The organism is Bacillus sp. FSL K6-3149 (assembly GCF_038630515.1).
In the GTDB taxonomy this organism is placed as follows: domain Bacteria; phylum Bacillota; class Bacilli; order Bacillales; family Bacillaceae; genus Bacillus; species Bacillus pumilus.
This window is the reverse complement of sequence record NZ_CP152034.1, coordinates 3,442,484-3,466,319: the sequence shown is the minus strand read 5'-3', so window position 1 is coordinate 3,466,319 and position 23,836 is coordinate 3,442,484. Positions and strand designations below refer to the sequence as shown.

Below are 23,836 nucleotides of genomic sequence, written 5' to 3'. Positions count from 1 at the left end.
TTGAAGCAGAAAAGACCGAAGTACATGCAAATTATTGATGCAGCAGTTGTGGTGATTGCAGAGAACGGCTATCACCAATCACAAGTTTCAAAAATTGCGAAACAAGCAGGGGTAGCAGACGGAACCATTTATCTTTATTTCAAAAATAAAGAGGATATTTTGATCTCATTGTTCAAAGAAAAAATGGGACAATTCATCGAACGAATGGAAACAGATATTCAAAAGAAACCGTCGGCGAAAGAAAAGCTTCTACTGCTTATTGAGGAGCATTTTCGTATGCTTGCGCAAAATCATCATTTGGCTCTTGTGACACAGCTTGAACTCAGGCAGTCAAACCTTGAGCTGCGGCAAAAAATCAATGAGGTGCTGAAAGGGTATTTAAATATGCTCGAGTCGATATTAGCAGAAGGAAAGAAAACAGGAGAATTCAGACAAAATCTAGATGTCCGCTTAGCGAGACAAATGGTATTTGGGACGATTGATGAAACCGCTACAACATGGGTCATGAATGATCAAAAATATGATCTTCCTGCACTCGCAGAAAACGTACGTGATCTACTCTTAAACGGAATACATCAATCTTAAAGACATTTTGAAAAAGGATGATTGACATGGAAAAGATACTCACCTTACATCATGAAGGACAGACAGCACTTATCACGATTCAGCATCCACCAGCAAACGCCTTATCTTCTCAGCTGCTCACCGAGCTTAATGACATGTTTGACCAGCTCGAACAAAATGAAGAAGTAAGAGCCATTGTGATCCACGGGGAAGGAAGATTTTTCTCAGCAGGAGCTGATATTAAGGAATTTACGACGTTACAGGAAGAGTCTGACTATTCAAGCCTTGCAGACAGAGGGCAGCAGGTCTTTGAACGGATTGAACAATGTCCAAAACCGGTCATTGCTTCAATTCACGGAGCGGCATTAGGCGGGGGCCTTGAGCTTGCCATGTCTTGTGATATCCGAATTGCCACAAAAGATGCGAAGCTTGGACTGCCGGAACTAAACCTCGGCATCATTCCGGGATTCGGCGGTACGCAGCGCCTGCCGCGCTATGTTGGTTCTGCTAAAGCGCTGGAAATGATGGGTACAGCTGAACCGATTACAGGTGAAGAAGCATTTGCCTGCGGACTTGTTTCAAAGCTGGCAGAAACAGAAGAAGAGGCGCTCGAAGCAGCCAAAACACTTGCGTCAAAATTTGCAACGAAAAGCCCAAAATCACTCGAGTATGTGCTGGATTTATTGAATGCGACAAAATTGTATTCATATGATGGCGGAATGAAGCTAGAAGCCAAAAAGTTCGGTGAGATTTTCCAATCGAATGACGCCAAAGAAGGCATCCAAGCCTTTATCGAAAAGCGCAAACCGAATTTTAAAGGGGAATAAAGGATTCAAACGAAACAAGGGGGAGAAATGGATGAATATATTTGTTTTGATGAAGCGTACGTTTGACACGGAAGAGAAGATTTCCATTCAGTCTGGTGCAATTCAAGAAGATGGAGCAGAGTTCATTATTAATCCTTATGACGAGTACGCCATAGAAGAAGCCATCCAGCTTCGCGACGAGCACGGGGGAGAAGTGACCGTTGTGACAGTTGGCAGTGAGGATGCGGAAAAGCAGCTGAGAACAGCGCTTGCTATGGGCTGCGATCAAGCCGTTTTATTAAATGTGGAAGACGACTTAGAAGAGTGGGATCAATATTCAGCTTCTACGATTCTTTACCATTATTTAAAAGACAAAGAGGCTTCCTTGATCTTAGCAGGGAATGTGGCGATTGACGGTGGCTCTGGACAGGTTGCCCCGCGTCTTGCTGAATTACTTGGGTTTTCATATGTCACAACGATTACAAGTATTCAAATTGACGGCGGCTCTGCTTCGATTGAACGAGATGCAGAAGGTGATGTGGAAGTCATTTCTGCTGAGCTCCCGCTTGTCGTCACTGCGCAGCAAGGTCTCAACGAGCCTCGCTATCCATCATTACCAGGCATTATGAAGGCAAAGAAAAAGCCTTTAGAAGAATTGGAACTGGATGATTTAGATCTGGATGAAGACGATGTGCCATATAAAATCAAAACAATTGAACGTTTCTTACCGGAGAAAAAAGAGGGTGGCAAGGTGCTGAGCGGTGAGCTTCAGGATCAAGTTAAAGAACTGACGGATTTATTAAGAAATGAAGCAAAGGTCATCTAAACATCCACTTTACGATATCACGAGAACAAGGGGGAACTTGAAAGATGAGTAAAAAAGTTGTTGTACTTGGAGAAAGTCGTGACGGTAAATTAAGAAATGTGACATTTGAAGCGATTGCTGCCGCTCATCAAGTGGCAGATGGCGGTGAAGTCATTGGCGTGTTAATAGGGGATGACGTCAAAGACCAAGCGAATGAACTGCTATACTATGGAGCGGATCATGTCATGATTGTGGAGCATCCGCACCTTTCATACTATACGTCAGATGGTTTTGCGCAGGCACTTCAAGCCATATTAGATCAGGTTGACCCAGATGCCGTCCTCTTTGGCCATACGTCTATCGGAAAAGACTTGTCGCCGAAAATAGCTGCACGCTTGCAGACTGGTTTAATTTCAGATGCGATTGATGTAAGCGTTACCGGAGAACATCTTGTTTTCACAAGACCGATTTACTCTGGAAAAGCCTTCGAAAAAGTGATTTCAACAGATCGTCTGCTTTTGGCCACCATACGCCCGAACAACGTGGCACCTCTTGAGCGGGATGCCTCACGCAGCGGTGACATTACACCGGTTTCTGTCGATATTCAGAACCTGCGAACGATCGTGAAGGAAGTCATTAAAAAAACGTCAGAAGGTGTAGATTTATCTGAAGCAAAAGTTATCGTCGCCGGGGGACGCGGGGTCAAGAGTAAGGAAGGGTTTGAACCGCTGAATGAACTCGCTGAGACGCTGGGCGCAGCAGTCGGTGCCTCGCGTGGTGCCTGTGACGCAGACTACTGTGATTATGCCCTGCAAATTGGGCAAACAGGCAAGGTCGTCACACCTGATCTCTATATTGCGTGCGGGATATCAGGAGCGATTCAGCATTTAGCCGGGATGTCTAACAGTAAAGTCATTGTGGCGATTAACAAAGATCCAGAAGCTGAGATCTTCAAAATTGCCGATTACGGAATCGTCGGTGACTTGTTTGAAGTGGTACCGCTTTTGAATGAAGAGTTAAAAAAGATGAATATCCACTCGTAACGCTCATACACTCAGAATGCCTAGGTATTCTGGGTTTTTTTGTATGTAATCAATACACAAAGGAGCGGTTGATAAGTGAAGGGAACAGTAAAAGTGAATGACGTGATCGGACGTATTTCTAAACACATCTATGGACATTTTCAAGAGCATTTAGGAAGAGGGATTTATGATGGGATTTGGGTCGGAAAAGATTCAGAGATCGATCATATTGAGGGGATTCGTACGGATGTGTTAAAAGCCCTTCAAGCATTACATATTCCGGTGCTTAGGTGGCCGGGCGGCTGCTTTGCAGACGAGTATCATTGGGCAAATGGTGTAGGTGATCTCAGCGAACGAAAGCCGATGGTGAACACTCATTGGGGTGGTACGGTTGAATCCAATGAATTTGGTACACATGAGTTTATGAAATTGTGTGAGCTGCTTGAATGTGAGCCTTATATCTGCGGAAATGTGGGAAGTGGGACTGTTCAAGAATTAGCAGACTGGGTCGAGTACATCACCTTTCCAAAGGGAACACCTATGTCTGATTGGCGCATTCAAAATGGAAAACAAGAACCTTGGGATTTGACCTATGTTGGTGTAGGAAACGAAAGCTGGGGCTGTGGCGGGAATATGACGCCTGAATACTATGCCGATTTATATAAACGATATCAAACGTATGTGAGAGAGTTTGCAGGTCAATCCATATACAAAATTGCGTGCGGAGCCAATTCAAATGATGTGAATTGGACAAAAGTATTAATGGAGCGCGCCGCACCTTGGATGGATGGACTCAGTTTGCATTACTACACTGTACCTGGTACGTGGGAGAAGAAAGGGTCAGCGACTGAATTTGATGAAGATGAATGGTTTATTACGTTGAAAAAAGCCTATGAGATGGAACGGCTTGTCGTGGATCATGGAGAGATCATGGATCGTTATGATCCAGACAAGCGAATCGGGATGATCATTGATGAATGGGGGACATGGTATGACCCAGAACCAGGAACAAATCCAGGGTTTTTGTATCAGCAAAACACACTAAGAGACGCACTTGTTTGTGCCCTTCATTTTCATATCTTTCATCGTCATTGCCAGCGGATTCATATGGCGAATATTGCCCAGACGGTCAATGTTCTGCAAGCAATGGTGTTAACGGAAGACGAAAAGATGCTTCTGACACCTACGTATCATGTGTTTCACATGTTTCAAGTGCATCAAGAGGAAGAAGCACTTGAAGTGGAATTCGTGTCAACGCCTTATGAACGCAGAGGAGAAAAAATACCTCAGGTTAGCGTGTCAGCTTCGCGTTCGTCAGATAAGATGCATATTAGCTTCTGTCACCTGAATCCGCATGAACAAAACGAAGTATCCCTTGCCATTGAAGGTGTGGATGCAGAAACGAAAGTCACGGGCCGCGTGCTGACAGCAAACCGCATGAATGCGCACAACACATTTGATGATCCTCATGCTGTCCAGCCAGCAGAGTTTCAGCAATTTGCTGTAAAACCCGGTGAGTTGAGCATAGAGCTACCGCCAATGTCTGTGGTGATGATTACGATTGATCTCGCTTGATCGCATATTTAGATGTTTGATGAGCAGGATGTTGGGGCATCATACATTGTAAACGAAGCGGAAAGGGAGTTATTTATATGCTTAGAACGATTCTCATGATTATCGGTGCAATTGTTGTCATTGGTGCGATTGTACGGTTTGTTTTTTAATTCATTTCATAAAAAATGATTCGTAAGCATTTCATTCGCAAGTCACATTGGTAGATGCTATACTAAAAAGCATAATTTACATTGGAGGAATGAATAATGGCAATCGTAAAAGCTACTGACGCAACATTTTCACAAGAAACTGCAGAAGGTGTTGTTATTGCGGACTTTTGGGCACCATGGTGCGGACCTTGTAAAATGATTGCTCCAGTTCTTGAAGAACTTGATCAAGAAATGGGCGATAAAATGAAAATTGTAAAAATTGATGTAGACGATAACCAAGAAACTGCTGGTAAATACGGCGTGATGAGTATCCCAACACTTCTTGTTTTAAAAGACGGTGAAGTGGTAGAAACTTCTGTTGGTTTCAAACCAAAAGAAGCACTTGCTGAGCTTGTTAACAAACATCTATAAACCTGTCTATGCCCAATCGGCATACTCACTAAAGCGGTTCTCGTAAAGACGAGAGCCGCTTTTCTTTCAATATGGTATAAAACAAATGTTCGTGATACACTAGAAGGAGTGAAAGAGGAAAACAAGGACGGATGAAAAGATGAACAAACTGATCAAAGAAAAGCTATCGGTCTTGCCAGATCAACCAGGCTGCTATTTAATGAAAGATCGGCAAAATACAGTCATTTATGTGGGGAAGGCAAAGGTCTTAAAAAATAGAGTACGCTCTTATTTCACTGGATCTCATGACGCCAAAACGCAGCGGCTTGTCAGTGAAATTGAGGACTTTGAATACATTGTCACCTCTTCTAATATCGAGGCACTCATTTTAGAGCTGAATTTAATCAAAAAATACGACCCAAAATACAATGTCATGCTCAAGGATGACAAAACGTATCCTTTTATTAAAATTACGAATGAACGGCATCCTAAGCTGATCGTCACACGCAATGTGAAGAAGGATAAAGGGAAATATTTCGGTCCATACCCGAACGTACAGGCAGCAAGAGAAACGAAAAAGCTGCTCGACCGTTTATATCCTCTCAGAAAATGTAGCACCCTCCCTGACCGTGTCTGTCTCTATTATCATCTTGGACAATGTCTCGCGCCATGTGTGTATGACATTTCTGAAGAAACGAATAAGCAGCTCGTGGACGAAATCATAAGATTTCTAAACGGAGGACATCAGCAAATCAAAAAAGAACTCACCGAAAAGATGCAGGAAGCCGCCGAACAATTAGAGTTCGAACGGGCAAAAGAACTGAGAGACCAAATCGCGTATATCGACTCTACGATGGAAAAGCAGAAAATGACGATGAGCGATTTATCAGATCGAGATGTTTTTGCATATGCCTATGACAAGGGCTGGATGTGTGTCCAGGTCTTCTTCATCAGGCAAGGGAAATTGATTGAACGTGATGTCAGCCTGTTTCCTATGTATCAAGACCCTGAGGAAGAGTTTCTCACATTTATGGGACAATTTTATGCAAAGAACAACCACTTTCTGCCGAAGGAAATTTTGGTGCCAGATAGCGTAGATCAAGAGATGATTGAACAATTGCTTGAGACGAACGTTCATCAGCCGAAAAAAGGAAAGAAAAAGGATTTGCTATTACTTGCCCATCAAAATGCCAAAATCGCCTTAAAAGAAAAATTTTCGCTCATTGAGCGTGATGAAGAGCGGTCCATTGGTGCAGTGAAGCAGCTTGGAGATGCACTAAATATTTATATGCCTTACCGGATTGAGGCATTTGATAACTCGAATATTCAAGGTGCAGACCCGGTTTCTGCCATGGTCGTCTTTCAGGACGGGAAGCCGTATAAAAAGGAATACCGAAAATACAAAATTAAAACCGTCACAGGTCCAGATGATTATGCATCGATGCGTGAAGTCATTAGAAGGCGATATACCCGCGTGTTAAAGGATGAGCTCCCGCTACCAGATTTGATTTTAATTGATGGAGGAATGGGACAGATCAATGCAGCGATAGATGTGCTTGAAAATGAATTGAATCTGTCTGTTCCAGTAGCAGGTCTAGTCAAAGATGAAAAGCACCGGACATCCAATTTGATGATGGGCGATACACTGGAAATTGTTGCACTAGAGCGGAATAGCCAGGCCTTCTATTTATTGCAGCGCATTCAAGATGAAGTGCACCGGTTCGCGATTAGCTTTCACCGGCAGCTGCGCGGAAAAAATGCATTTCAATCTATTTTAGACGATGTGCCAGGTATCGGAGAAAAGCGTAAAAAACAGCTTCTTAAACATTTTGGCTCTGTGAAAAAGATGAAAGAAGCCTCTATCCAAGACTTTCAGGAGGCTGGTATCCCGAAACAAACGGCCGAGCTTTTAATGGAAGCTTTAAAAAAATAGATTGTACTTTTTCCAAAAGTCTGTTAAGATTGTGACTAAATTTAATAAATGAACGTGTTGTTTGTTGAAGATAGAGGTGCGAACTTCAAGAGTAAGCCTTCAGAGATCGATGGGATCTAGGAAGAGGGCTAAAAGGGGAGCGTCGCCGAAGTGAATAAAATCCACTCATTTTATTCGCTGGCTGTACATTGAAGAAATGTAGGGCTGTCAAGAATGTATTTCTTGGAGGGCTATCTCATTGTTTGCATCGTTTGATGATGATTATAAAGCAATGGGAGATCTGTTCTCTCATTGCTTTTTTTATTTGCAGTGAGCAGGCAGTCTCCAAAGCCGCTTCTTGCCTCTTCTCTCACACGTGATCTTTTGAAAAAGGGTGGTAGACATGGGACTAATTGTACAAAAATTTGGCGGAACGTCTGTAGGGTCGACAGAAAAAATTCGCAATGCTGCAGAAAGGGTCATCGCTGAACGCGAGGCCGGACATGATGTGGTTGTGGTTGTGTCGGCAATGGGTAAATCAACGGATGTTCTAGTAGACCTAGCGGAAGAACTCACAGATCATCCGAGCAAAAGAGAAATGGATATGCTGCTCGCAACTGGAGAGCAAGTGACCATTTCCTTATTAACGATGGCGCTGCAAGCAAAAGGCTATGATGCAATTTCCTTTACAGGCTGGCAGGCTGGTATGAAAACAGAGCAAGTACATGGTAACGCAAGAATCGTGGACATCGATGAATCAAGAATAAAAGAGGAATTAAGTGCTGGGAAAGTCGTTGTTGTGGCAGGTTTCCAAGGAATTGCAGATGACCTGCATATCACAACACTTGGACGCGGTGGATCAGATACGACGGCTGTAGCACTTGCTGCCGCACTAAAAGCGGATAAATGTGATATTTACACAGATGTACCAGGAGTATTTACGACAGATCCGCGCTATGTACCGGCCGCGCGGAAGCTTGCAGGTATTTCATACGATGAGATGCTCGAACTGGCTAATTTAGGAGCTGGTGTCTTGCATCCGAGAGCTGTCGAATTTGCGAAAAATTATCAAGTCCCACTAGAAGTCCGTTCTAGTATTGAAAATGAATCGGGTACGTTAATTGAGGAGGAATCATCCATGGAACAAAATTTAGTCGTCAGAGGCATTGCATTTGAGGATCAGATTACACGCGTGACGGTGTGCGGTCTTTCAAGCGGTCTCACCACATTGTCGACCATCTTTACGACACTTGCGAAGCAAAATATCAATGTGGATATCATCATTCAGTCCGTCACAAGCACCAATCAGACGTCGATCTCTTTCTCTGTGAAAACGGATGATTTGTCTAAAACAGTTGAAGTGTTAGAAGAATATAAAGGAGCACTTGGCTACGAACAGATCGAGACAGAAAGCAAATTAGCCAAAGTATCTATCGTTGGATCTGGTATGGTCTCAAATCCAGGCGTAGCCGCTGAAATGTTCGCTGTGTTAGCGGAAAAAGACATACAAGTGAAAATGGTCAGTACGTCTGAAATCAAAGTCTCAACAGTGGTTGGCCGTGACGATATGGTCAAAGCAGTTGAAGCACTGCATGATGCGTTTGATTTATCAAAGGTAGCTGCCCATTCTTAAACAGGCAGGGAGGTGTATCTCTTAAAAGAGTGCACCTCTTTTTTATATCCGAAACCCCCATACTAGAAAGGAAAACGTACGTAAACCCATTCACTAAGTATGCTATGATAGAAGAAGGCAAACAAAAAAGGCGTGACCTAAAGTCCGCGCCTTTCATAAAGAGTGTTAGCTAGGGTCTCTTAAATCCCATTTAACGGTTAAAATGACTTTATCAGCACGCTTTTTCACTTGTTCATAAGATTCAGCCACGTGCTCGTTGAGAAGCTGGATTTGTTCAGCAATAAAACCTGCTTCCATCTGAAAGCATGGCTCCTTTTGATAGGTAAGTCGATTTGATACAAGTGGTCCTTCGAGCTCAAACTCAATTTCCTGTTTTTTCGAATGGACCATCGTGAGAGTTCCCCATCCGGCATCATGGAAAAATTCGGGGATTTTCTCCCATGACTCTTGAGGGAATTTACGAGCAAGCAGCTTACCCGCAAAATACATCATAGATGAATGATCCTGGCCCAAAATATCAGGCAGCAGAACTTCGCGTATCAGCTCGTAGGCAAATCCATTGACTTCAATTTCTTTTAGCTGTTCTAAGTTAGATTCGAATTTATTCATTGTACGGCTCCCCTCTTTCAACAATTTATTATAGCTTATGTGAGCATATGATGACAGAGTTTTCCCTGAAGTCTAAGAAATTCTTATTGTAGTAAAACGAATTTTGATTTAAAACTTTTAAATTTCGGAAAATTTTAATTTATGTACGCGGTTTCTTGACGCTTTTTTGACATAGGAGTAAAATGAAATTGTCAATAAATTTGAATAAAGTGCTTACAATTGAAAGAAGCGGGGGTAAGACAATTTTCAGCAATTGCACTTTTTACTAGGGGGTAAAGTAATGTCGGGGAACAAAGAATTTTTTTATCGGAGATTGCATTCTTTGCTTGGCGTCATTCCGGTCGGTCTATTTTTAATTCAGCACATAGTGATTAACCACTTTGCGACGAATGGACCAGAGGCGTTTAACAAAGCTGCACACTTTATGGAACAGCTTCCATTCAGATATGCACTTGAGCTGTTCGTGATTTTCTTACCACTGATCTATCATGCTGTTTATGGGGTGTACATAGCCTTTACGGCACAAAACAACACGTCTCGCTTCAGTTACTTAAGAAACTGGTTGTTCAGACTGCAAAGGATTTCAGGTATCATCACATTGATTTTTGTGACTTGGCATGTATGGGAAACACGAATTCAAGCTCAGCTTGGAGCTGAAGTGAACTATGACATGATGGCGAATATTTTAAGCTCTCCATTTATGCTAGGCTTCTATATTGTCGGCGTTTTATCTACTATTTTCCACTTTGCTAATGGCTTGTGGTCATTTGCTGTCAGCTGGGGAATTACTGTTTCACCACGCTCACAAAGAATCTCCACATATGTGACATTAGGTATATTTATAGCGCTTTCATATGTAGGGCTAAGAGCAATTTTCGCTTTTGTTTAAGAGGAAATAGATTAGTAGAAGAGGGAGAGGGGCTACAATGAGTAATTCTAGCATCATCGTTGTCGGAGGCGGCTTAGCTGGTCTCATGGCAACTATTAAAGCAGCAGAAGCGGGAACAGCTGTTAAACTATTTTCAATCGTACCTGTAAAACGTTCGCATTCTGTATGTGCACAGGGCGGAATCAACGGAGCGGTGAATACAAAAGGTGAAGGGGATTCACCTTATGAGCATTTTGACGACACGGTGTATGGCGGAGACTTCTTAGCCAACCAGCCGCCAGTTAAGGCAATGTGTGAAGCAGCGCCGTCCATTATCCATTTACTTGATCGGATGGGTGTGATGTTTAACAGAACACCAGAGGGATTATTGGACTTCCGCCGCTTCGGGGGAACACAGCACCACCGTACAGCGTTTGCTGGAGCTACAACAGGCCAGCAGCTATTATATGCACTTGATGAGCAGGTTCGCCGCTATGAAGTAGCGGGGCTTGTCACGAAATATGAAGGCTGGGAATTCCTTGGCGCTGTGTTAGATGACGAGGAAGTATGCCGAGGCATTGTCGCGCAGAACTTAACAACAATGGAAATTGAATCCTTCCGTTCAGATGCAGTGATCATGGCAACAGGCGGTCCTGGAATCGTGTTCGGAAAATCAACGAACTCCATGATTAACACTGGATCTGCTGCATCTATCGTCTATCAGCAAGGGGCTCATTACGCAAATGGAGAATTCATTCAGATTCATCCAACAGCGATCCCTGGAGATGACAAGCTTCGTCTCATGAGTGAATCGGCTCGTGGTGAAGGCGGACGTGTTTGGACATATAAAGACGGGAAGCCTTGGTACTTCCTAGAAGAAAAATATCCAGCATACGGAAACCTTGTACCGCGTGATATTGCAACACGTGAGATCTTTGACGTATGTGTCGAGCAAAAGCTTGGCATCAACGGAGAGAACATGGTATATCTCGATCTTTCTCATAAAGATCCAAAAGAACTTGATATTAAACTTGGCGGCATCATTGAAATCTATGAAAAATTCATGGGTGATGACCCGCGTAAGCTTCCAATGAAAATTTTCCCTGCTGTTCATTACTCAATGGGCGGATTATGGGTTGACTATGATCAAATGACGAATATCAAAGGTCTATTTGCTGCCGGAGAATGTGATTACTCTATGCACGGCGGAAACAGACTTGGTGCAAACTCACTGCTTTCTGCCATTTACGGCGGAATGGTCGCTGGACCAAATGCTGTGAAGTACATTAGCGGTCTTGAAAAGTCTGCGGAAGACCTATCTTCTGCAACATTTGACAGCGCCGTGAAGAAAGAGCAGGAGAAATGGGACAACATCCTCGGCATGGACGGAACAGAAAATGCGTACGTGCTTCATAAAGAGCTTGGAGAATGGATGACGGATAACGTCACAGTTGTTCGTTACAATGACAAACTCTTAAAAACAGATCAGAAAATCGAAGAACTAATGGAGCGCTACAAGCAGATCAACATCAACGATACAGCTTCATGGAGCAACCAAGGCGCTGCCTTCACACGTCAGCTTGACAACATGCTTCAGCTGGCAAGAGTCATTACGATCGGGGCTTACAACCGGAATGAGAGCCGAGGCGCACACTACAAACCGGACTTCCCAGAGAGAAACGATGAAGAGTTCCTAAAAACAACGATGGCTACGTTCAAAGGAAAAAATCAAAAGCCTGCATTCCACTATGAGGACGTCGATGTATCGTTAATTGCACCTCGTAAACGAGATTACTCGAAGAAAAAGGTGGAGAAATAAGATGAGTGAAAAAAACACGATTCAATTCATAATCACACGTCAAGATACAGCAGATGGAAAGCCTTATGATGAAGAATTCGAAATCCCTTACCGCCCAAATATGAACGTCATTTCCGCACTCATGGAAATTAGACGGAACCCGGTCAATAAACAAGGGAAAAAAACAACGGCGATCAACTGGGATATGAACTGTCTTGAAGAGGTGTGCGGAGCTTGTTCTATGGTCATTAATGGAAAGCCGCGCCAATCATGTACAGCTCTTATTGATCAATTAGACCAGCCGATTCGTCTTCAGCCGATGAAGACATTCCCGGTTGTGAGAGATTTGCAGGTTGATAGAAGCCGGATGTTCAATTCCTTGAAAAAGGTGAAAGCATGGGTACCGATCGATGGCACGTATGACCTTGGTCCTGGACCAAGAATGCCTGAGAAAAAACGTCAATGGGCTTATGAGCTTTCGAAATGTATGACATGTGGTGTCTGCCTTGAAGCTTGTCCAAACGTGAATGATAAATCTTCCTTTATGGGACCTGCACCGCTTTCGCAAGTTCGTTTATTTAACGCACATCCGACAGGTGCGATGAATAAGTCTGACCGTCTAGAAGAAATTATGGGGGACGGTGGTCTTGCGAACTGCGGGAACTCCCAAAACTGTGTGCAGTCTTGTCCGAAAGGAATCCCGCTGACAACGTCAATTGCTGCACTTAACCGAGATACAACTTTACAAGCATTCCGTAACTTCTTCGGAAGCGATCACGCAGAATAACATCACATTCAGTCCTCTTTGCCAATCATGATGAGTGTTTAAGAGGCTGGATGCAATATTGAAACAAACGCCTCTTCCAATACGGGAGAGGCGTTTTGTTTCCAAATAAGGAGATGATCAAGTGAGATTGCCGTCATATATTGAAGCACCGTTTGAAGAGTGGAGGGCATCCTTTCGATTTTATGTCGAAACGACCGTTCGGTTTTCAGAAACGGATATGTTTGGCCACATGAACAATGTTACCCCTTTTGTGTATTTTGAAGAGGCGCGCATTGCCTTTTTTCAAAAAACAGGAATTGTTGATAAACGGATGAAACGTGTGCGAGAAACCATGACAGTCGTCGCTAACCTGCAATGTGATTACATCAAGCAGGTAGAGATTGGAGAGAGGCTTCGAGTGTATGTTAAGCCTGAGAAGGTCGGCTCAAGCTCACTCATTCTTCATTATTTAGGAGAAAACGAGCAGCAGGAACCATGCTTTACCGGCTCAGTCACTATGGTGCAAATTAGTAAAGACACAGGCACATCTGTCCCATTTACTGAAGAAGAAAAAGAGACATTTAGGGCGCAGAGAAAAGAGTAGCATGCTACCTCATCAACGTGCACGCTCCATTTTGTTATAATAAAAGCACCATATCAAGAAGAAACAAGAGGAGAACACATGAAGATTTTTCAATATGACACCATTGATAGTACAAATAATGAAGCGAAAAGGCTCATGCAGCAAGGAGAAAAGCCCTCATTTGCTGTCTATGCACGCCAGCAGACAGAAGGAAGAGGCAGACTCGGCAGGCCGTGGGAAACACCTTTAGGGAATGTGGCAGTGACCATGACAGTCATGCCGCCAGAAAAACTCTCCACCCAGTCAACGATCGCCCCGCTAACAGCGCTAGCAATCTATGATGTGCTGAAACCACTCATAAGAGCGGACGATCAGCTGGCGATCAAATGGCCGAATGATATCCTCATTAATGAAGCAAAGGTATCCGGCACATTAATTGAAGCAGATCGCAGCGCCATTTATATCGGTGTTGGCATCAATGTAGAGACGAAGCCGGAGCATGTCCCGTACAAAACCATTTGCTTATCAGAGCTGACAGAGGTGAAAGCTGATCAGCTAGTGAAAGACCTGGCAGCGGCTTTTAAAAAATACCATACACGCTGGCAGAATGAAGGGTTTGAAGCACTCACTGCCCTTTATAATAAACGGTTATATCGTCTAAACAAGCCGCTTCGCATTTCGTTAGATCGTGAAAAACAAACATGGGAAGAAGGCATTTGCTGCGGCGTTAACCGCTTTGGTCATCTTCAGCTAAAAGATGATAAAGGACAGATCAAAGCTCATTCTGCCGGAGATATTGATGCCCCGCTTCAGCATTAAAAAAAGCAGACGATGTTCTCGTCTGCTTTAGGCTTCTCTTTTAATATGAGGCTGCACAATATAATCTTGTTTCGTAAAGACAACCCCGTCTAGAATTTCTCTTGCAGTTCGAATGACTTTGACTCTATTTTGGGACACGTCAATGTCTGTTTGCATAATTCCGGCAGGGTGACCGATTCGAAGCGTATCATGTTGTCCATCATAAAGCTGTGCAGGAAGTGTTTGTTCCATAAAACAGCTGGCTGACACGCAGACAGAACCGGTAATGGCAAGCGCTTGGTGTGGTCTTTGCATCGATAACATGCGTACGACGATATCCATATCGGCTGCTCGTCTCATCACTCCGTTTGTATCCACATAATCAGCAGGCTCGCTAATGATCGCAAGCTTCGGAACGGCTGGTGATTGTAATGTCGCCATGTCTTTGGGTGCAAAGTGACACATTTCAGCAGCGATGGAACGAATCTCTTCTAAATCATTCAGTAATGCGTCTGTAAACTCCTCAGGTAATTCGGTTCCTTTTAAATGAAGATCCTTCGCACGGACAAAGGCAATGGGATTTGCGATGTCAACGATCGAGATCGGAATCTCTCCGAATTTTGTCTGAATCGTATCCATGCGGTTCCCTGTCGGAAAGGTTTTACCAGTCACAGCGCCTTCAGGTTTTTCAAAGGATAGATAGATGGGAGATCCTGTCCCTTTTACACCTGGAATTTCTACATCTCCCTCAAATTTCACTTCGCCATTTTCAACCTCAACCTCTGCTACGATGACTTTATTGGTGTTGGTATTGAGGATACGTACAGTCGTAATGGGCTCAACCGCTTGCACAAGTCCTTTAATGATGGCGTATGGCCCAACCGCTGATGAGATATTCCCGCAGTTTCCTTTAAAGTCGACATATCTCTCATTGATGCTGACTTGTGCAAATGTATAGTTCACATCCACATCCGGGCGTGTGGCTTTATCGATAATGGCCACTTTGCTTGTTAAAGAATTACCGCCGCCGATTCCATCGACCTGCAGCCGGTCAGGACTGCCCATAATGTCTAAAAGAAATGCCTCGAGCTCATCGTGTTCAAATGGTGAATTGTTTGCTTGAATGAATACCCCTTTACTTGTACCGCCTCGCATCATTGTGATTGGAACTTTTCTCATTGCTCTCACCCTCAATTTTTTAATGAACTGTTTATCTAATCAAAATGGTAAAGTATAATAAGAAATAAGTTAAATACATTATTTTAAGATGAATCAATAAAATTTTTTTATAACTAGTGAAAAAGGAGGGCACACCATGGATGAGAAAGACTGGCGGTTTCTAAAGGTGCTCTATGAAGAAAAGAACATCACAAAAGCGGCGGAGAAATTATTTGTCTCTCAGCCTGCCTTAAGCTATCGGTTGAAGCAGCTTGAAGAGGAGTTTGATATGAAGCTTTTCTTTAAAAGAAAACGAGGGATTGAATTTACGTCAGAAGGCGAGTACTTGGCTGCATATGCAAATGACATGCTCAAACAGCTTCAGCAAACAAAAGATGGTATGCTCAACATGCAAAAAAAGGTCAAAGGGACAATCCGGTTAGGTGTCTCAAGTAACTTTGCTCAGTATAAGCTCCCAGAAATTTTAAGAGAATTTTCTAAGCAGTATCCACATGTTCAATTCATGGTGAATACAGGCTGGAGTACGAAAGTCATGGATTTATTAGGCACATCAAGTGTTCATTTAGGGATTTTAAGAGGGGATTATGACTGGAATGGAGAGCGGTTTTTGCTTGATAAAGAGCGGCTTTGTATCATTTCAAAATCAGAAATTCAGCTAAAGGACCTTCCGAAGCTGCCGCTCATTGACTATCATACAGATAGTTCATTAAAACGATTGATTAATAGATGGTGGCAGGAAACGTTTGCCATGCCTCCGCTTGTGACGATGGAGACAGATCGCCAGGATACATCAAAAGAGATGGTCAAGCACGGTTTAGGCTATGCCATTGTCCCGGAAATTTGCCTCAGGCCAAGTGATGAGCTATTTGTAAAAGGTCTTTCGTATAAAGATGGACAGCCTGTTTTAAGAGATACATGGCTTATGTACCAGCCTGACTCCCTTCATTTATCTGTTGTGAAAGCATTCATCGAATTTTTAAGGAGCCAGCAAGGCTGATTATAAAAAGAATTTATAGAAGATACGAAAAAATCAATATTTTCATTATGAAAAAAGCTATTATATCCTTGAAATAGAAAGCGCTAACATTCAGATCACAAGTGCAAAGGGGCGCTTGCTGATCGTGTAAAGAAGAGGATGGAGGGATATATAGTGCTAGCTATTTTAGGGCTTTTAATGGTCGTGACTTTTACATTTCTTATTATGACAAAACGTATGCATCCGGTGGTGGCGTTAACCGTAGTACCGATCATCTTTGCGTTGATTGGTGGGTTTTACAGTGGGTTAGGGGATATGATGCTCGATGGACTCAAAACGGTTGCGCCATCTGCTGCTTTATTATTATTTGCCATTTTATTCTTCGGTGTCATGCTGGATGCTGGGCTGTTTGATCCACTGATTAAACTCATTTTACGTATTGTGAAAGGGGATCCTGTCAAAATTGCGTTTGGGGTAGCGATTTTGTCTATGCTTGTTGCATTAGATGGTGATGGGACGACAACTTACATGATTACCGTATCCGCTTTGCTGCCGCTTTTCTTAAGAATTGGGATGAACCCGTTGATTTTAGGAACGATTTCATTATTATCATTAGGTATTATGAGCGGTATGACCCCGTGGGGTGGTCCGGCTACTCGTGCAATTGCTGCGCTTGGCTTGGATGCAGCTGAATTTTTTATTCCATTAATTCCAACGATGGTAGCTGGCGGTCTATTCATCCTTTTTACTGCTTATGTGCTTGGGAAAAAAGAGCGAAAGCGAATTGGGGTTGCAGAAATTCAGTACAAAGAAGAGGTCTCGATCTCCCCTGAACTGGCAGCGTCAATCGAAGATGGCGTAGAAGATATAAAGAGACCGAATCTCATTTGGGTGAACTTCTTCTTGACGATTGCGGTGATGGCGACACTTGTTTTAGATATCGTACCGATTCCAGTTCTCTTCTTAATTGGATTTGTCATTGCTCTCATGATCAACTATCCAAAGGTTGAAGATCAGCGCGAGAGAATCTTATCACATGCGGGAAATGCCTTAACGGTCATCACCCTTGTGTTTGCAGCAGGAATTTTCACAGGAATCTTTTCGGGGACAAAAATGGTGGAGTCGATTGCCAACTTGGTGATTTACTTAATTCCGGATTCTTACAGTTCGTTTTTTCCGCTCATTGTGGCTTTAACGAGTATGCCATTTACATTTGTTCTTTCAAATGATGCTTATTATTTCGGGGTGCTGCCAATCTTGGCAGAAGCCGGCGCAGCTTACGGAATTGATCCAGTGGAAATTGCACGCGCCTCTATTATAGGACAGCCTGTTCATCTGCTGAGCCCTCTTGTGGCTTCAACGCTACTTCTTGTCAGTATGCTGAACAAAGATATTGGCGATTTGCAAAAATACGCATTGCTGTGGACCGTGTTAACTGCCCTTTTTACAACGCTTATTGCTTTGTTAACAGGAGCCATTTCTATCTTTTAAATACGTGTATGAAAAGGACGACGTCTCGGGTAGGAGACTCGTCCTTTTTTGTGCGGATAAAACCGTACAAAATGGACGCTCATATGCAGGAATTCTCGATTTTAACGTCACCTACCTCGGGCAGCCGGCATATGATATCTCGACTATACAGAATCCCATTCTATAGAGACTAGAGCTCTCACCTTAGCAAGGAGGGTTACAATACTTGAAGGAGAAAGAGTTTCAATCCAAGCCGCTATTAACCAAAAGAGAAAGAGAAGTATTCGAATTGCTCGTCCAAGATAAAACAACAAAAGAAATTGCAAGCGAGCTTTTTATTAGCGAAAAGACTGTTCGAAATCATATTTCGAATGCCATGCAAAAGCTAGGAGTCAAAGGTCGTTCACAGGCCGTAGTCGAGCTTCTGCGTATGGGTGAGCTAGAGCTCTAAAGTCAGCCGGTTTTCCTTCCACTCTAGGGAGGAACCGGTTATTTCTATATGGTTTCCATGAGTCTCTTCTTGCATTTTCTCTGAAAAACGAGGAAAATAGGAATGTACGTTTTAATCAAAGTGAGATGCTATAGTGAGGTATCAATGAAATGGAAACGAATGAGTTCGACCATGTAGCAGAGATTGAAAAATCATTGCGCCATATTGCTGCAATTATTAAGCAAAAAGGCAGAGAAATCCTGAACCAATATACGATTACACCTCCTCAATTTGTAGGGCTTCAGTGGCTTTATGAATTCGGAGATATGACAATAGGTGAGCTATCACAAAAGATGTATTTGGCTTGCAGTACAACCACCGACTTAATTGATCGAATGGAAAAAAGTGAACTTGTCGAACGAGTAAAAGATCCTTCTGACCGCCGCGTGGTTCGCATTCATTTATTGCCTGAAGGCGAGCGGATCATTCAAGAAGTGATTGTTAAACGCCAAGAATACGTCAGTGAACTTCTAGGGGCTTTCTCAGAAGAAGAAGCCATCGTTTTCAACCAATCCTTAACGAAACTACAGCAGCAAATGAAAAGAAAATGAGGCGATTTTGTTGGATCAACCAATCGGCGTCATTGATTCCGGCGTCGGCGGTTTAACCGTTGCAAAGGAAATCATGAGACAACTGCCAAAAGAAAAAATCATTTACGTAGGCGATACAAAACGGTGCCCGTATGGCCCTCGGAAAGAAGAAGAGGTTCTTCAATATACTTGGGAAATGGCACACTACTTATTAAGACATCATCATATTAAAATGCTCGTCATCGCATGCAACACAGCGACGGCGATCGCACTAGATGAAATCAAAGGAACGCTTGATATTCCGGTCATTGGCGTGATTCAGCCCGGCGCCCGCACAGCCATCAAGGTGACAAACAATCAGCAGATTGGTGTCATTGGTACAGCCAATACGATCAAAAGCGAGGCATACAAAGAAGCTTTGCTATCCCTAAAAGCAGGACTAGCGGTTCAAAGTCTGGCATGTCCGTTGCTTGTTCCCTTTGTGGAAAGCGGGACGTTTTTAGATCAGACAGCAGATGAAGTGGTGAAAGATTCCCTTGAACCGATGAAAGAAACAGGAATTGATACACTCATTCTTGGCTGTACACACTATCCAATTTTAAAAGAGTCGATTCAGCGCTTTATGGGCAGTGATGTGAGCATCATTTCATCAGGGGACGAGACAGCGAGAGAAGCAAGTACGATTCTTTCCTATAAAGGGCTGTTAAATACCTCTAAAGAAGCGCCTGTTCATACATTTTATACAACAGGGCAGCAGCAAAATTTTGAAAACATCGCTCGTGACTGGTTTGGCTACCTGCCAGGGAAGGTCGAAACCGTATCACTCGAACACGTCTATCAGCAATAACCCCCTTCTATTTGAAGTGGGTTATTTTTTTATGAAAAGGGTCTAATCCGCAGGAGGAGCTCGTATACATAGTAGTACAAACTACTAGAGGAGGGTGAAGTATGCTGAAAAAAGGATCTACAGCAGCTGTGACGTGTATCGCGTCAGCCATGCTTTTGTCAGGATGCGGATTGTTTCAAACAGACCAAGCGAAAACAGAGATTGACCCGCCACAAAACGTCACATATGTGAAAGAAAATAAAGAAGATAAACAAACAGCGAAAGAAGGAAAAGAAGAGAAGAAGGCAGAAACAGTCATGAGAGAATTATATTTAATTGATAAAAACGGGTATGTCGTTTCTCAATCCATTCCACTGCCGAAAAATGAGGGGAGTGCCAAACAAACCTTAGAATACCTCGTGGACGGAGGACCGATTTCTAACCTCATGCCAAATGGATTCCGGGCTGTTTTGCCGGCCGACACGAGTGTATCTGTCGACATTAAAGACGGAACGGCCGTAGTAGATTTTTCAAATGAATTCAAAAACTATAAAAAAGAAGACGAACAGCGCATCCTGCAATCGGTCACTTGGACGTTAACGCAGTTTGATTCTGTCGCCAAAGTCAAATTGAAAATGAATGGTCATGAACTAAAAGAAATGCCTGTGAACGGCACACCGATTTCAGATGATTTAAGCAGAGAAGACGGTATTAATATTCAGCACGAGGCTGCCGCTGATATGACATCGACAAAGCCAGTGACAGTTTATTACTTAGCTGAATCTGATGAACAGACGTACTATGTTCCTGTGACCAAAAGGGCGCCAAAAGATGAGGATGATCAAATTACAGCAGCCATTGATGAGCTCGTCTCTGGACCAAGCAAAAAAAGCCATTTGCTCACAGACTTTGATCAAGATGTAAAGCTGAATGATATCCCGAAAGTAAAAGACGGACATGTGACACTTGATTTCAACGAATCCATTTTCGGCAGCGCAGATGAAAAGAAAAAGGTGATTTCACAAAAAGTTCTTGATAGCATCGTGCTCACATTAACAGAGCTGCCGGACGTCAAAAGCGTATCCGTTAAGGTAAACGGCAAGGCTGAGCTTGTGAACGAAAAAGGAGCAGAGCTGACAAAGCCGGTTTCAAGACCAGAACAAGTGAATACAGGTAGTTTTTAACGGCACACATTGATATAATGGAGAAAAAGAGGCATGCATATTCGCTGCCTCTTTTTTATTCCAAGCGATTAGAACGAGCCGAGGTTGTCAAAGTTAGTAGGAGAACCCCGCTGGCATCCGCGCGGAATGTATATTGTAACGGAGGTAAATCATGAGATTAGATGAAAGACACTATGACGAATTAAGAAAAATTGAAATAGAGGCAGGCTACATTACGCATCCAGAAGGCTCTGTCTTAATCTCAGCGGGCAATACGAAGGTGATTTGTAACGCATCCATCGAAGACCGCGTACCTCCTTTTTTAAGAGGACAAGGAAAAGGCTGGATTACAGCAGAATATAGCATGCTTCCAAGAGCAACCGCTCAAAGAACCATTAGAGAATCATCTAAAGGAAAAGTGACAGGACGTACAATGGAAATTCAGCGATTAATTGGACGAGCACTCCGTGCAGTCGTTGACTTAGAAAAGCTTGGCGAACGCACGATTTGGATTGACTGTGATGTCATTCAAGCAGACGGGGGCACACGCACAGCATCTATTACCGGTGCTTTTGTCGCCATGACGCTTGCGATTCAAAAGCTTCGAGCAGAAGGTGTCATCAAACAAAACCCGATCACTGATTATTTAGCGGCGATATCCGTCGGAATTGATTCTCAGCAAGGTCTTCTGTTAGATTTAAATTATGAAGAAGATTCTTCAGCTGAAGTAGATATGAATGTCATCATGACAGGCGCTGGACGCTTTGTTGAACTTCAAGGCACAGGCGAAGAAGCGACATTCTCAAGAGAACAGCTAAACGGACTGCTTGATTTAGCCGAAAAGGGCATCAAAGAATTAATCGAAAAGCAAAAAGCAGTGACAGGAGAAGTCATCGAATAAAGAGAAGGGTTTGATCAGGATGAAAACAGCCATCATTGCAACGCACAATGCGGGTAAAGCGAAAGAATTCAAAGCCATTCTTGAGCCAAAAGGATTCACGGTCAAAACACTAGCAGACATCGGCTTTACTGAAGAGATTGAAGAAACAGGACAAACCTTCGAAGAAAATGCCATTATCAAAGCCGAGGCGATTCAAGCCAAAGCAGGTGAAATGGTCATTGCAGACGATTCCGGTTTGTCGATTGACTATCTTGGCGGAAAACCTGGCGTATATTCAGCGAGATACGCTGGTGAACATAAAAACGATGCTGAGAATGTAGAAAAAGTGCTGAGCGAGCTTCAAGGCATTGAAAAAGAAGACCGTACAGCTAGATTCAGATGTGCCCTTGCTGTCAGCATACCGGGTAAAGAAACAAAGACGGTAGAAGGATCAGTAGAAGGCTTCATCGCCGAGGAACCAATCGGCGAAAACGGCTTCGGATACGACCCAATTTTCATCGTCAAAGACAAAGACCAGACGATGGCCGAGTTATCACCAGAGGAGAAAAACAAGATTAGCCATCGAGCGGTCGCGCTTCAAAAGCTTTCATCACTGCTAGACGCAAATGAATAAGGGGGAATGAAGCCATGAAGATACTCATCATTAGTGACAGTCATGGACTCACAGACGAACTTCAAACCATTGCCAAACGGCATGTGGCTGAAGTCGACATGATGATTCACTGCGGAGATTCAGAACTCGAAACGAACCACCCAGCTCTCGAAGGATACAAAGTCGTCAAAGGAAATTGTGACTTTATGGGCGATTTTGAAGAAGAGCTCCTGCTTTCACTTGATGGTGGCGGAAAACTATTTCTCACTCACGGACATCTGCATGGCATCAAACAATCCTTGCTTCAAGTCTACTACCGTGCAGAAGAGCTAGGCGCAGACATCATCTGCTTTGGCCACTCGCACATCCCAGGCAGTGAGCTGCTAAGAGGAAAACTGCTCATTAACCCAGGCAGCGTGCACCTGCCAAGAGTGCGTAAAGAGCGCAGCTACGCTATACTGACACTAGATGGAAGCGAAGCGAACGTACAGTTTTTCACAGACGAAGGTCAAGCCATACAAGACCTCGAAAACACTGTCACATTGGAAGGTATTTCATAAGGGTGCAGCATTTGCCCCTTATGAAAAAACTTTCGAAAAACCGTTGACTTTAAAGAACAATAGTAATATAATAAATCTTGTCGGTGAGGTACTCACCAACAGAACACTACATAACAACATGTCCCAGTAGCTCAGCTGGATAGAGCAACGCCCTTCTAAGGCGTCGGTCGGGAGTTCGAATCTCTCCTGGGACGTACTAATGTAAAAGCTTGAAATCCTTGATATGAAAGGATTTCAGGCTTTTTTATTTCTTGGAACATAAGATCGATTATTGCTTCAAATTAGAGTTTAGGGAGCGGGTTGGGGGCGAATTTGTTTTTAAGTATTTCCGTTCCCTATTTTTGTATCAAAGAAGCTATCAAGATGGGTGGCTGATTTCTGATTAGCTTCTTCAATGACTATGAACGTAAATGGATCAAAATCAAAAATGTATAAATTGAAAATGGGCTTATATGTAGGGTTGCTACTTAATATATTGAGGTAAAGCAAAAACAAACGAAAAGCCCTTCCAATTTGGAGGGGCCTTCCTTTGTTAATTATCACTGTCCAATTCCCATAATTTTTGACCGTCTGCTAAATATACTGCATTTGGTGTATCTTTATAAAGTGAAATTTCAATTAAGGAACTTTTTTCTTGCTTTAACCAATCGTATATATCACAGTCGTTATTAGCGGGGGGCGATAAGATGTTATTAACTTGAAATGCGACTGCGTCATACTCTGTATAATTGACATCATCATCTTCCAATCCGTTATCTGTTTCATAAAGTGTGTCAGATTCCCCAATAACTTTTAAACCGTTTTTCCATTCTAAAATCAAATCGTTATTTTTATATTTTCGTAATGCTGAAATTAATGGATCATATCCCAT

Annotated in this window: 25 protein-coding genes, 1 tRNA gene and 1 riboswitch; of the genes, 23 read left to right on the top strand and 3 right to left on the bottom strand. The window is 43.0% G+C overall.

Going from position 1 to position 23,836, the window contains the following annotated elements; translation table 11 throughout:
- The 8 genes from MHB83_RS17695 (at nt 1) to MHB83_RS17660 (ending at nt 8,856) form a co-directional block, all read left to right on the top strand.
- Nucleotides 1-585: a TetR/AcrR family transcriptional regulator gene (locus tag MHB83_RS17695; RefSeq protein WP_003216590.1), complete on the top strand. Its 585-nt coding sequence runs from the start codon at nt 1-3 to the stop codon at nt 583-585.
- 26 nt (nt 586-611) lie between these two features.
- On the top strand, nt 612-1,391 hold the full coding sequence (locus tag MHB83_RS17690) for an enoyl-CoA hydratase (protein WP_003216795.1): 780 nt from the start codon (nt 612-614) through the stop codon (nt 1,389-1,391).
- 31 nt (nt 1,392-1,422) lie between these two features.
- Nucleotides 1,423-2,196 (top strand): electron transfer flavoprotein subunit beta/FixA family protein, encoded by a 774-nt coding sequence (locus MHB83_RS17685; RefSeq protein ID WP_012010823.1) that lies wholly within the window; start codon nt 1,423-1,425, stop codon nt 2,194-2,196.
- Nucleotides 2,197-2,240: 44 nt separating this feature from the next.
- Nucleotides 2,241-3,218 (top strand): electron transfer flavoprotein subunit alpha/FixB family protein, encoded by a 978-nt coding sequence (locus MHB83_RS17680; protein WP_003216494.1) that lies wholly within the window; start codon nt 2,241-2,243, stop codon nt 3,216-3,218.
- 75 nt (nt 3,219-3,293) lie between these two features.
- Entirely contained in the window at nt 3,294-4,772 is a 1,479-nt protein-coding gene (locus MHB83_RS17675; protein ID WP_113387212.1) for an alpha-N-arabinofuranosidase, read from the top strand.
- A 245-nt stretch (nt 4,773-5,017) separates the two neighbouring features.
- A complete protein-coding gene (trxA, locus tag MHB83_RS17670; RefSeq protein WP_003216330.1) occupies nt 5,018-5,332 on the top strand; it encodes a thioredoxin in 315 nt (104 codons plus the stop codon).
- A 139-nt stretch (nt 5,333-5,471) separates the two neighbouring features.
- Nucleotides 5,472-7,244 carry an excinuclease ABC subunit UvrC gene (gene uvrC / locus MHB83_RS17665; protein ID WP_342496519.1) on the top strand — a complete coding sequence of 591 codons (1,773 nt, stop codon included), beginning with the start codon at nt 5,472-5,474 and terminating at the stop codon, nt 7,242-7,244.
- Nucleotides 7,245-7,307: 63 nt separating this feature from the next.
- Nucleotides 7,308-7,485, top strand: a riboswitch (Lysine riboswitch).
- A 141-nt stretch (nt 7,486-7,626) separates the two neighbouring features.
- Entirely contained in the window at nt 7,627-8,856 is a 1,230-nt protein-coding gene (locus MHB83_RS17660) for an aspartate kinase (RefSeq protein WP_113387211.1), read from the top strand.
- A 165-nt stretch (nt 8,857-9,021) separates the two neighbouring features.
- Here MHB83_RS17660 and MHB83_RS17655 read toward each other — a convergent pair whose 3' ends face one another.
- Nucleotides 9,022-9,465, bottom strand: a complete 444-nt coding sequence (locus MHB83_RS17655) for a YslB family protein (RefSeq protein ID WP_003216293.1) — start codon at nt 9,463-9,465, stop codon at nt 9,022-9,024.
- 280 nt (nt 9,466-9,745) lie between these two features.
- Between MHB83_RS17655 and MHB83_RS17650 the strand changes: the two genes are divergently transcribed.
- From MHB83_RS17650 to MHB83_RS17630, 5 genes are all read left to right on the top strand, one after another.
- A complete protein-coding gene (locus tag MHB83_RS17650; RefSeq protein WP_342496518.1) occupies nt 9,746-10,354 on the top strand; it encodes a succinate dehydrogenase cytochrome b558 subunit in 609 nt (202 codons plus the stop codon).
- 37 nt (nt 10,355-10,391) lie between these two features.
- Nucleotides 10,392-12,152 carry a succinate dehydrogenase flavoprotein subunit gene (sdhA, locus tag MHB83_RS17645; RefSeq protein ID WP_003216403.1) on the top strand — a complete coding sequence of 587 codons (1,761 nt, stop codon included), beginning with the start codon at nt 10,392-10,394 and terminating at the stop codon, nt 12,150-12,152.
- A gap of 1 nt (nt 12,153) precedes the next feature.
- The gene (gene sdhB, locus MHB83_RS17640; RefSeq protein WP_050943616.1) at nt 12,154-12,918 is read left to right on the top strand and encodes a succinate dehydrogenase iron-sulfur subunit; all 765 of its coding nucleotides are present in this window, start codon (nt 12,154-12,156) and stop codon (nt 12,916-12,918) included.
- Nucleotides 12,919-13,039: 121 nt separating this feature from the next.
- Complete coding sequence (locus MHB83_RS17635; RefSeq protein ID WP_106029055.1) at nt 13,040-13,501, top strand: thioesterase family protein; 462 nt, start codon at nt 13,040-13,042, stop codon at nt 13,499-13,501.
- Between the two features lie 78 nt (nt 13,502-13,579).
- On the top strand, nt 13,580-14,299 hold the full coding sequence (locus MHB83_RS17630; protein ID WP_253622359.1) for a biotin--[acetyl-CoA-carboxylase] ligase: 720 nt from the start codon (nt 13,580-13,582) through the stop codon (nt 14,297-14,299).
- 27 nt (nt 14,300-14,326) lie between these two features.
- Here MHB83_RS17630 and MHB83_RS17625 read toward each other — a convergent pair whose 3' ends face one another.
- Nucleotides 14,327-15,457 (bottom strand): PrpF domain-containing protein, encoded by a 1,131-nt coding sequence (locus MHB83_RS17625; protein WP_253622360.1) that lies wholly within the window; start codon nt 15,455-15,457, stop codon nt 14,327-14,329.
- Nucleotides 15,458-15,593: 136 nt separating this feature from the next.
- Here MHB83_RS17625 and MHB83_RS17620 point away from each other — a divergent pair, with 136 nt between their 5' ends.
- From MHB83_RS17620 to MHB83_RS17575, 10 genes are all read left to right on the top strand, one after another.
- Nucleotides 15,594-16,454 carry a LysR family transcriptional regulator gene (locus MHB83_RS17620; protein WP_113387208.1) on the top strand — a complete coding sequence of 287 codons (861 nt, stop codon included), beginning with the start codon at nt 15,594-15,596 and terminating at the stop codon, nt 16,452-16,454.
- 153 nt (nt 16,455-16,607) lie between these two features.
- Complete coding sequence (locus MHB83_RS17615) at nt 16,608-17,924, top strand: citrate:proton symporter (protein ID WP_113387207.1); 1,317 nt, start codon at nt 16,608-16,610, stop codon at nt 17,922-17,924.
- Between the two features lie 205 nt (nt 17,925-18,129).
- Nucleotides 18,130-18,354, top strand: coding sequence for a spore germination transcription factor GerE (gene gerE, locus MHB83_RS17610; RefSeq protein WP_003184172.1), 225 nt, complete (start codon nt 18,130-18,132; stop codon nt 18,352-18,354).
- Between the two features lie 149 nt (nt 18,355-18,503).
- Nucleotides 18,504-18,944, top strand: coding sequence for a MarR family transcriptional regulator (locus MHB83_RS17605; protein ID WP_003216546.1), 441 nt, complete (start codon nt 18,504-18,506; stop codon nt 18,942-18,944).
- A gap of 7 nt (nt 18,945-18,951) precedes the next feature.
- Nucleotides 18,952-19,770 carry a glutamate racemase gene (racE, locus tag MHB83_RS17600; protein ID WP_095117850.1) on the top strand — a complete coding sequence of 273 codons (819 nt, stop codon included), beginning with the start codon at nt 18,952-18,954 and terminating at the stop codon, nt 19,768-19,770.
- A gap of 101 nt (nt 19,771-19,871) precedes the next feature.
- Nucleotides 19,872-20,933 carry a GerMN domain-containing protein gene (locus MHB83_RS17595; RefSeq protein WP_253622361.1) on the top strand — a complete coding sequence of 354 codons (1,062 nt, stop codon included), beginning with the start codon at nt 19,872-19,874 and terminating at the stop codon, nt 20,931-20,933.
- A 151-nt stretch (nt 20,934-21,084) separates the two neighbouring features.
- Nucleotides 21,085-21,813 carry a ribonuclease PH gene (gene rph / locus MHB83_RS17590; RefSeq protein ID WP_003216792.1) on the top strand — a complete coding sequence of 243 codons (729 nt, stop codon included), beginning with the start codon at nt 21,085-21,087 and terminating at the stop codon, nt 21,811-21,813.
- A 10-nt stretch (nt 21,814-21,823) separates the two neighbouring features.
- The gene (locus MHB83_RS17585) at nt 21,824-22,426 is read left to right on the top strand and encodes an XTP/dITP diphosphatase (RefSeq protein ID WP_181185471.1); all 603 of its coding nucleotides are present in this window, start codon (nt 21,824-21,826) and stop codon (nt 22,424-22,426) included.
- A 14-nt stretch (nt 22,427-22,440) separates the two neighbouring features.
- The gene (locus MHB83_RS17580; RefSeq protein WP_050943624.1) at nt 22,441-22,965 is read left to right on the top strand and encodes a metallophosphoesterase; all 525 of its coding nucleotides are present in this window, start codon (nt 22,441-22,443) and stop codon (nt 22,963-22,965) included.
- Between the two features lie 120 nt (nt 22,966-23,085).
- Nucleotides 23,086-23,159: transfer RNA gene (locus MHB83_RS17575), tRNA-Arg, on the top strand.
- A gap of 338 nt (nt 23,160-23,497) precedes the next feature.
- Here MHB83_RS17575 and MHB83_RS17570 read toward each other — a convergent pair.
- Nucleotides 23,498-23,836 carry a hypothetical protein gene (locus MHB83_RS17570; RefSeq protein WP_050943626.1) on the bottom strand — a complete coding sequence of 113 codons (339 nt, stop codon included), beginning with the start codon at nt 23,834-23,836 and terminating at the stop codon, nt 23,498-23,500.

Bases quoted from the DNA above. Each gene is read 5' to 3' on its own strand.
- MHB83_RS17690 (WP_003216795.1), top strand. From the start codon at position 612: ATGGAAAAGATACTCACCTTACATCATGAAGGACAGACAGCACTTATC.
- MHB83_RS17685 (WP_012010823.1), top strand. From the start codon at position 1,423: ATGAATATATTTGTTTTGATGAAGCGTACGTTTGACACGGAAGAGAAG.
- MHB83_RS17680 (WP_003216494.1), top strand. From the start codon at position 2,241: ATGAGTAAAAAAGTTGTTGTACTTGGAGAAAGTCGTGACGGTAAATTA.
- trxA (WP_003216330.1), top strand. From the start codon at position 5,018: ATGGCAATCGTAAAAGCTACTGACGCAACATTTTCACAAGAAACTGCA.
- uvrC (WP_342496519.1), top strand. From the start codon at position 5,472: ATGAACAAACTGATCAAAGAAAAGCTATCGGTCTTGCCAGATCAACCA.
- MHB83_RS17660 (WP_113387211.1), top strand. From the start codon at position 7,627: ATGGGACTAATTGTACAAAAATTTGGCGGAACGTCTGTAGGGTCGACA.
- MHB83_RS17655 (WP_003216293.1), bottom strand. From the start codon at position 9,465: ATGAATAAATTCGAATCTAACTTAGAACAGCTAAAAGAAATTGAAGTC.
- MHB83_RS17650 (WP_342496518.1), top strand. From the start codon at position 9,746: ATGTCGGGGAACAAAGAATTTTTTTATCGGAGATTGCATTCTTTGCTT.
- sdhA (WP_003216403.1), top strand. From the start codon at position 10,392: ATGAGTAATTCTAGCATCATCGTTGTCGGAGGCGGCTTAGCTGGTCTC.
- sdhB (WP_050943616.1), top strand. From the start codon at position 12,154: ATGAGTGAAAAAAACACGATTCAATTCATAATCACACGTCAAGATACA.
- MHB83_RS17630 (WP_253622359.1), top strand. From the start codon at position 13,580: ATGAAGATTTTTCAATATGACACCATTGATAGTACAAATAATGAAGCG.
- MHB83_RS17625 (WP_253622360.1), bottom strand. From the start codon at position 15,457: ATGAGAAAAGTTCCAATCACAATGATGCGAGGCGGTACAAGTAAAGGG.
- MHB83_RS17620 (WP_113387208.1), top strand. From the start codon at position 15,594: ATGGATGAGAAAGACTGGCGGTTTCTAAAGGTGCTCTATGAAGAAAAG.
- MHB83_RS17605 (WP_003216546.1), top strand. From the start codon at position 18,504: ATGGAAACGAATGAGTTCGACCATGTAGCAGAGATTGAAAAATCATTG.
- MHB83_RS17595 (WP_253622361.1), top strand. From the start codon at position 19,872: ATGCTGAAAAAAGGATCTACAGCAGCTGTGACGTGTATCGCGTCAGCC.
- rph (WP_003216792.1), top strand. From the start codon at position 21,085: ATGAGATTAGATGAAAGACACTATGACGAATTAAGAAAAATTGAAATA.
- MHB83_RS17580 (WP_050943624.1), top strand. From the start codon at position 22,441: ATGAAGATACTCATCATTAGTGACAGTCATGGACTCACAGACGAACTT.
- MHB83_RS17570 (WP_050943626.1), bottom strand. From the start codon at position 23,836: ATGGGATATGATCCATTAATTTCAGCATTACGAAAATATAAAAATAAC.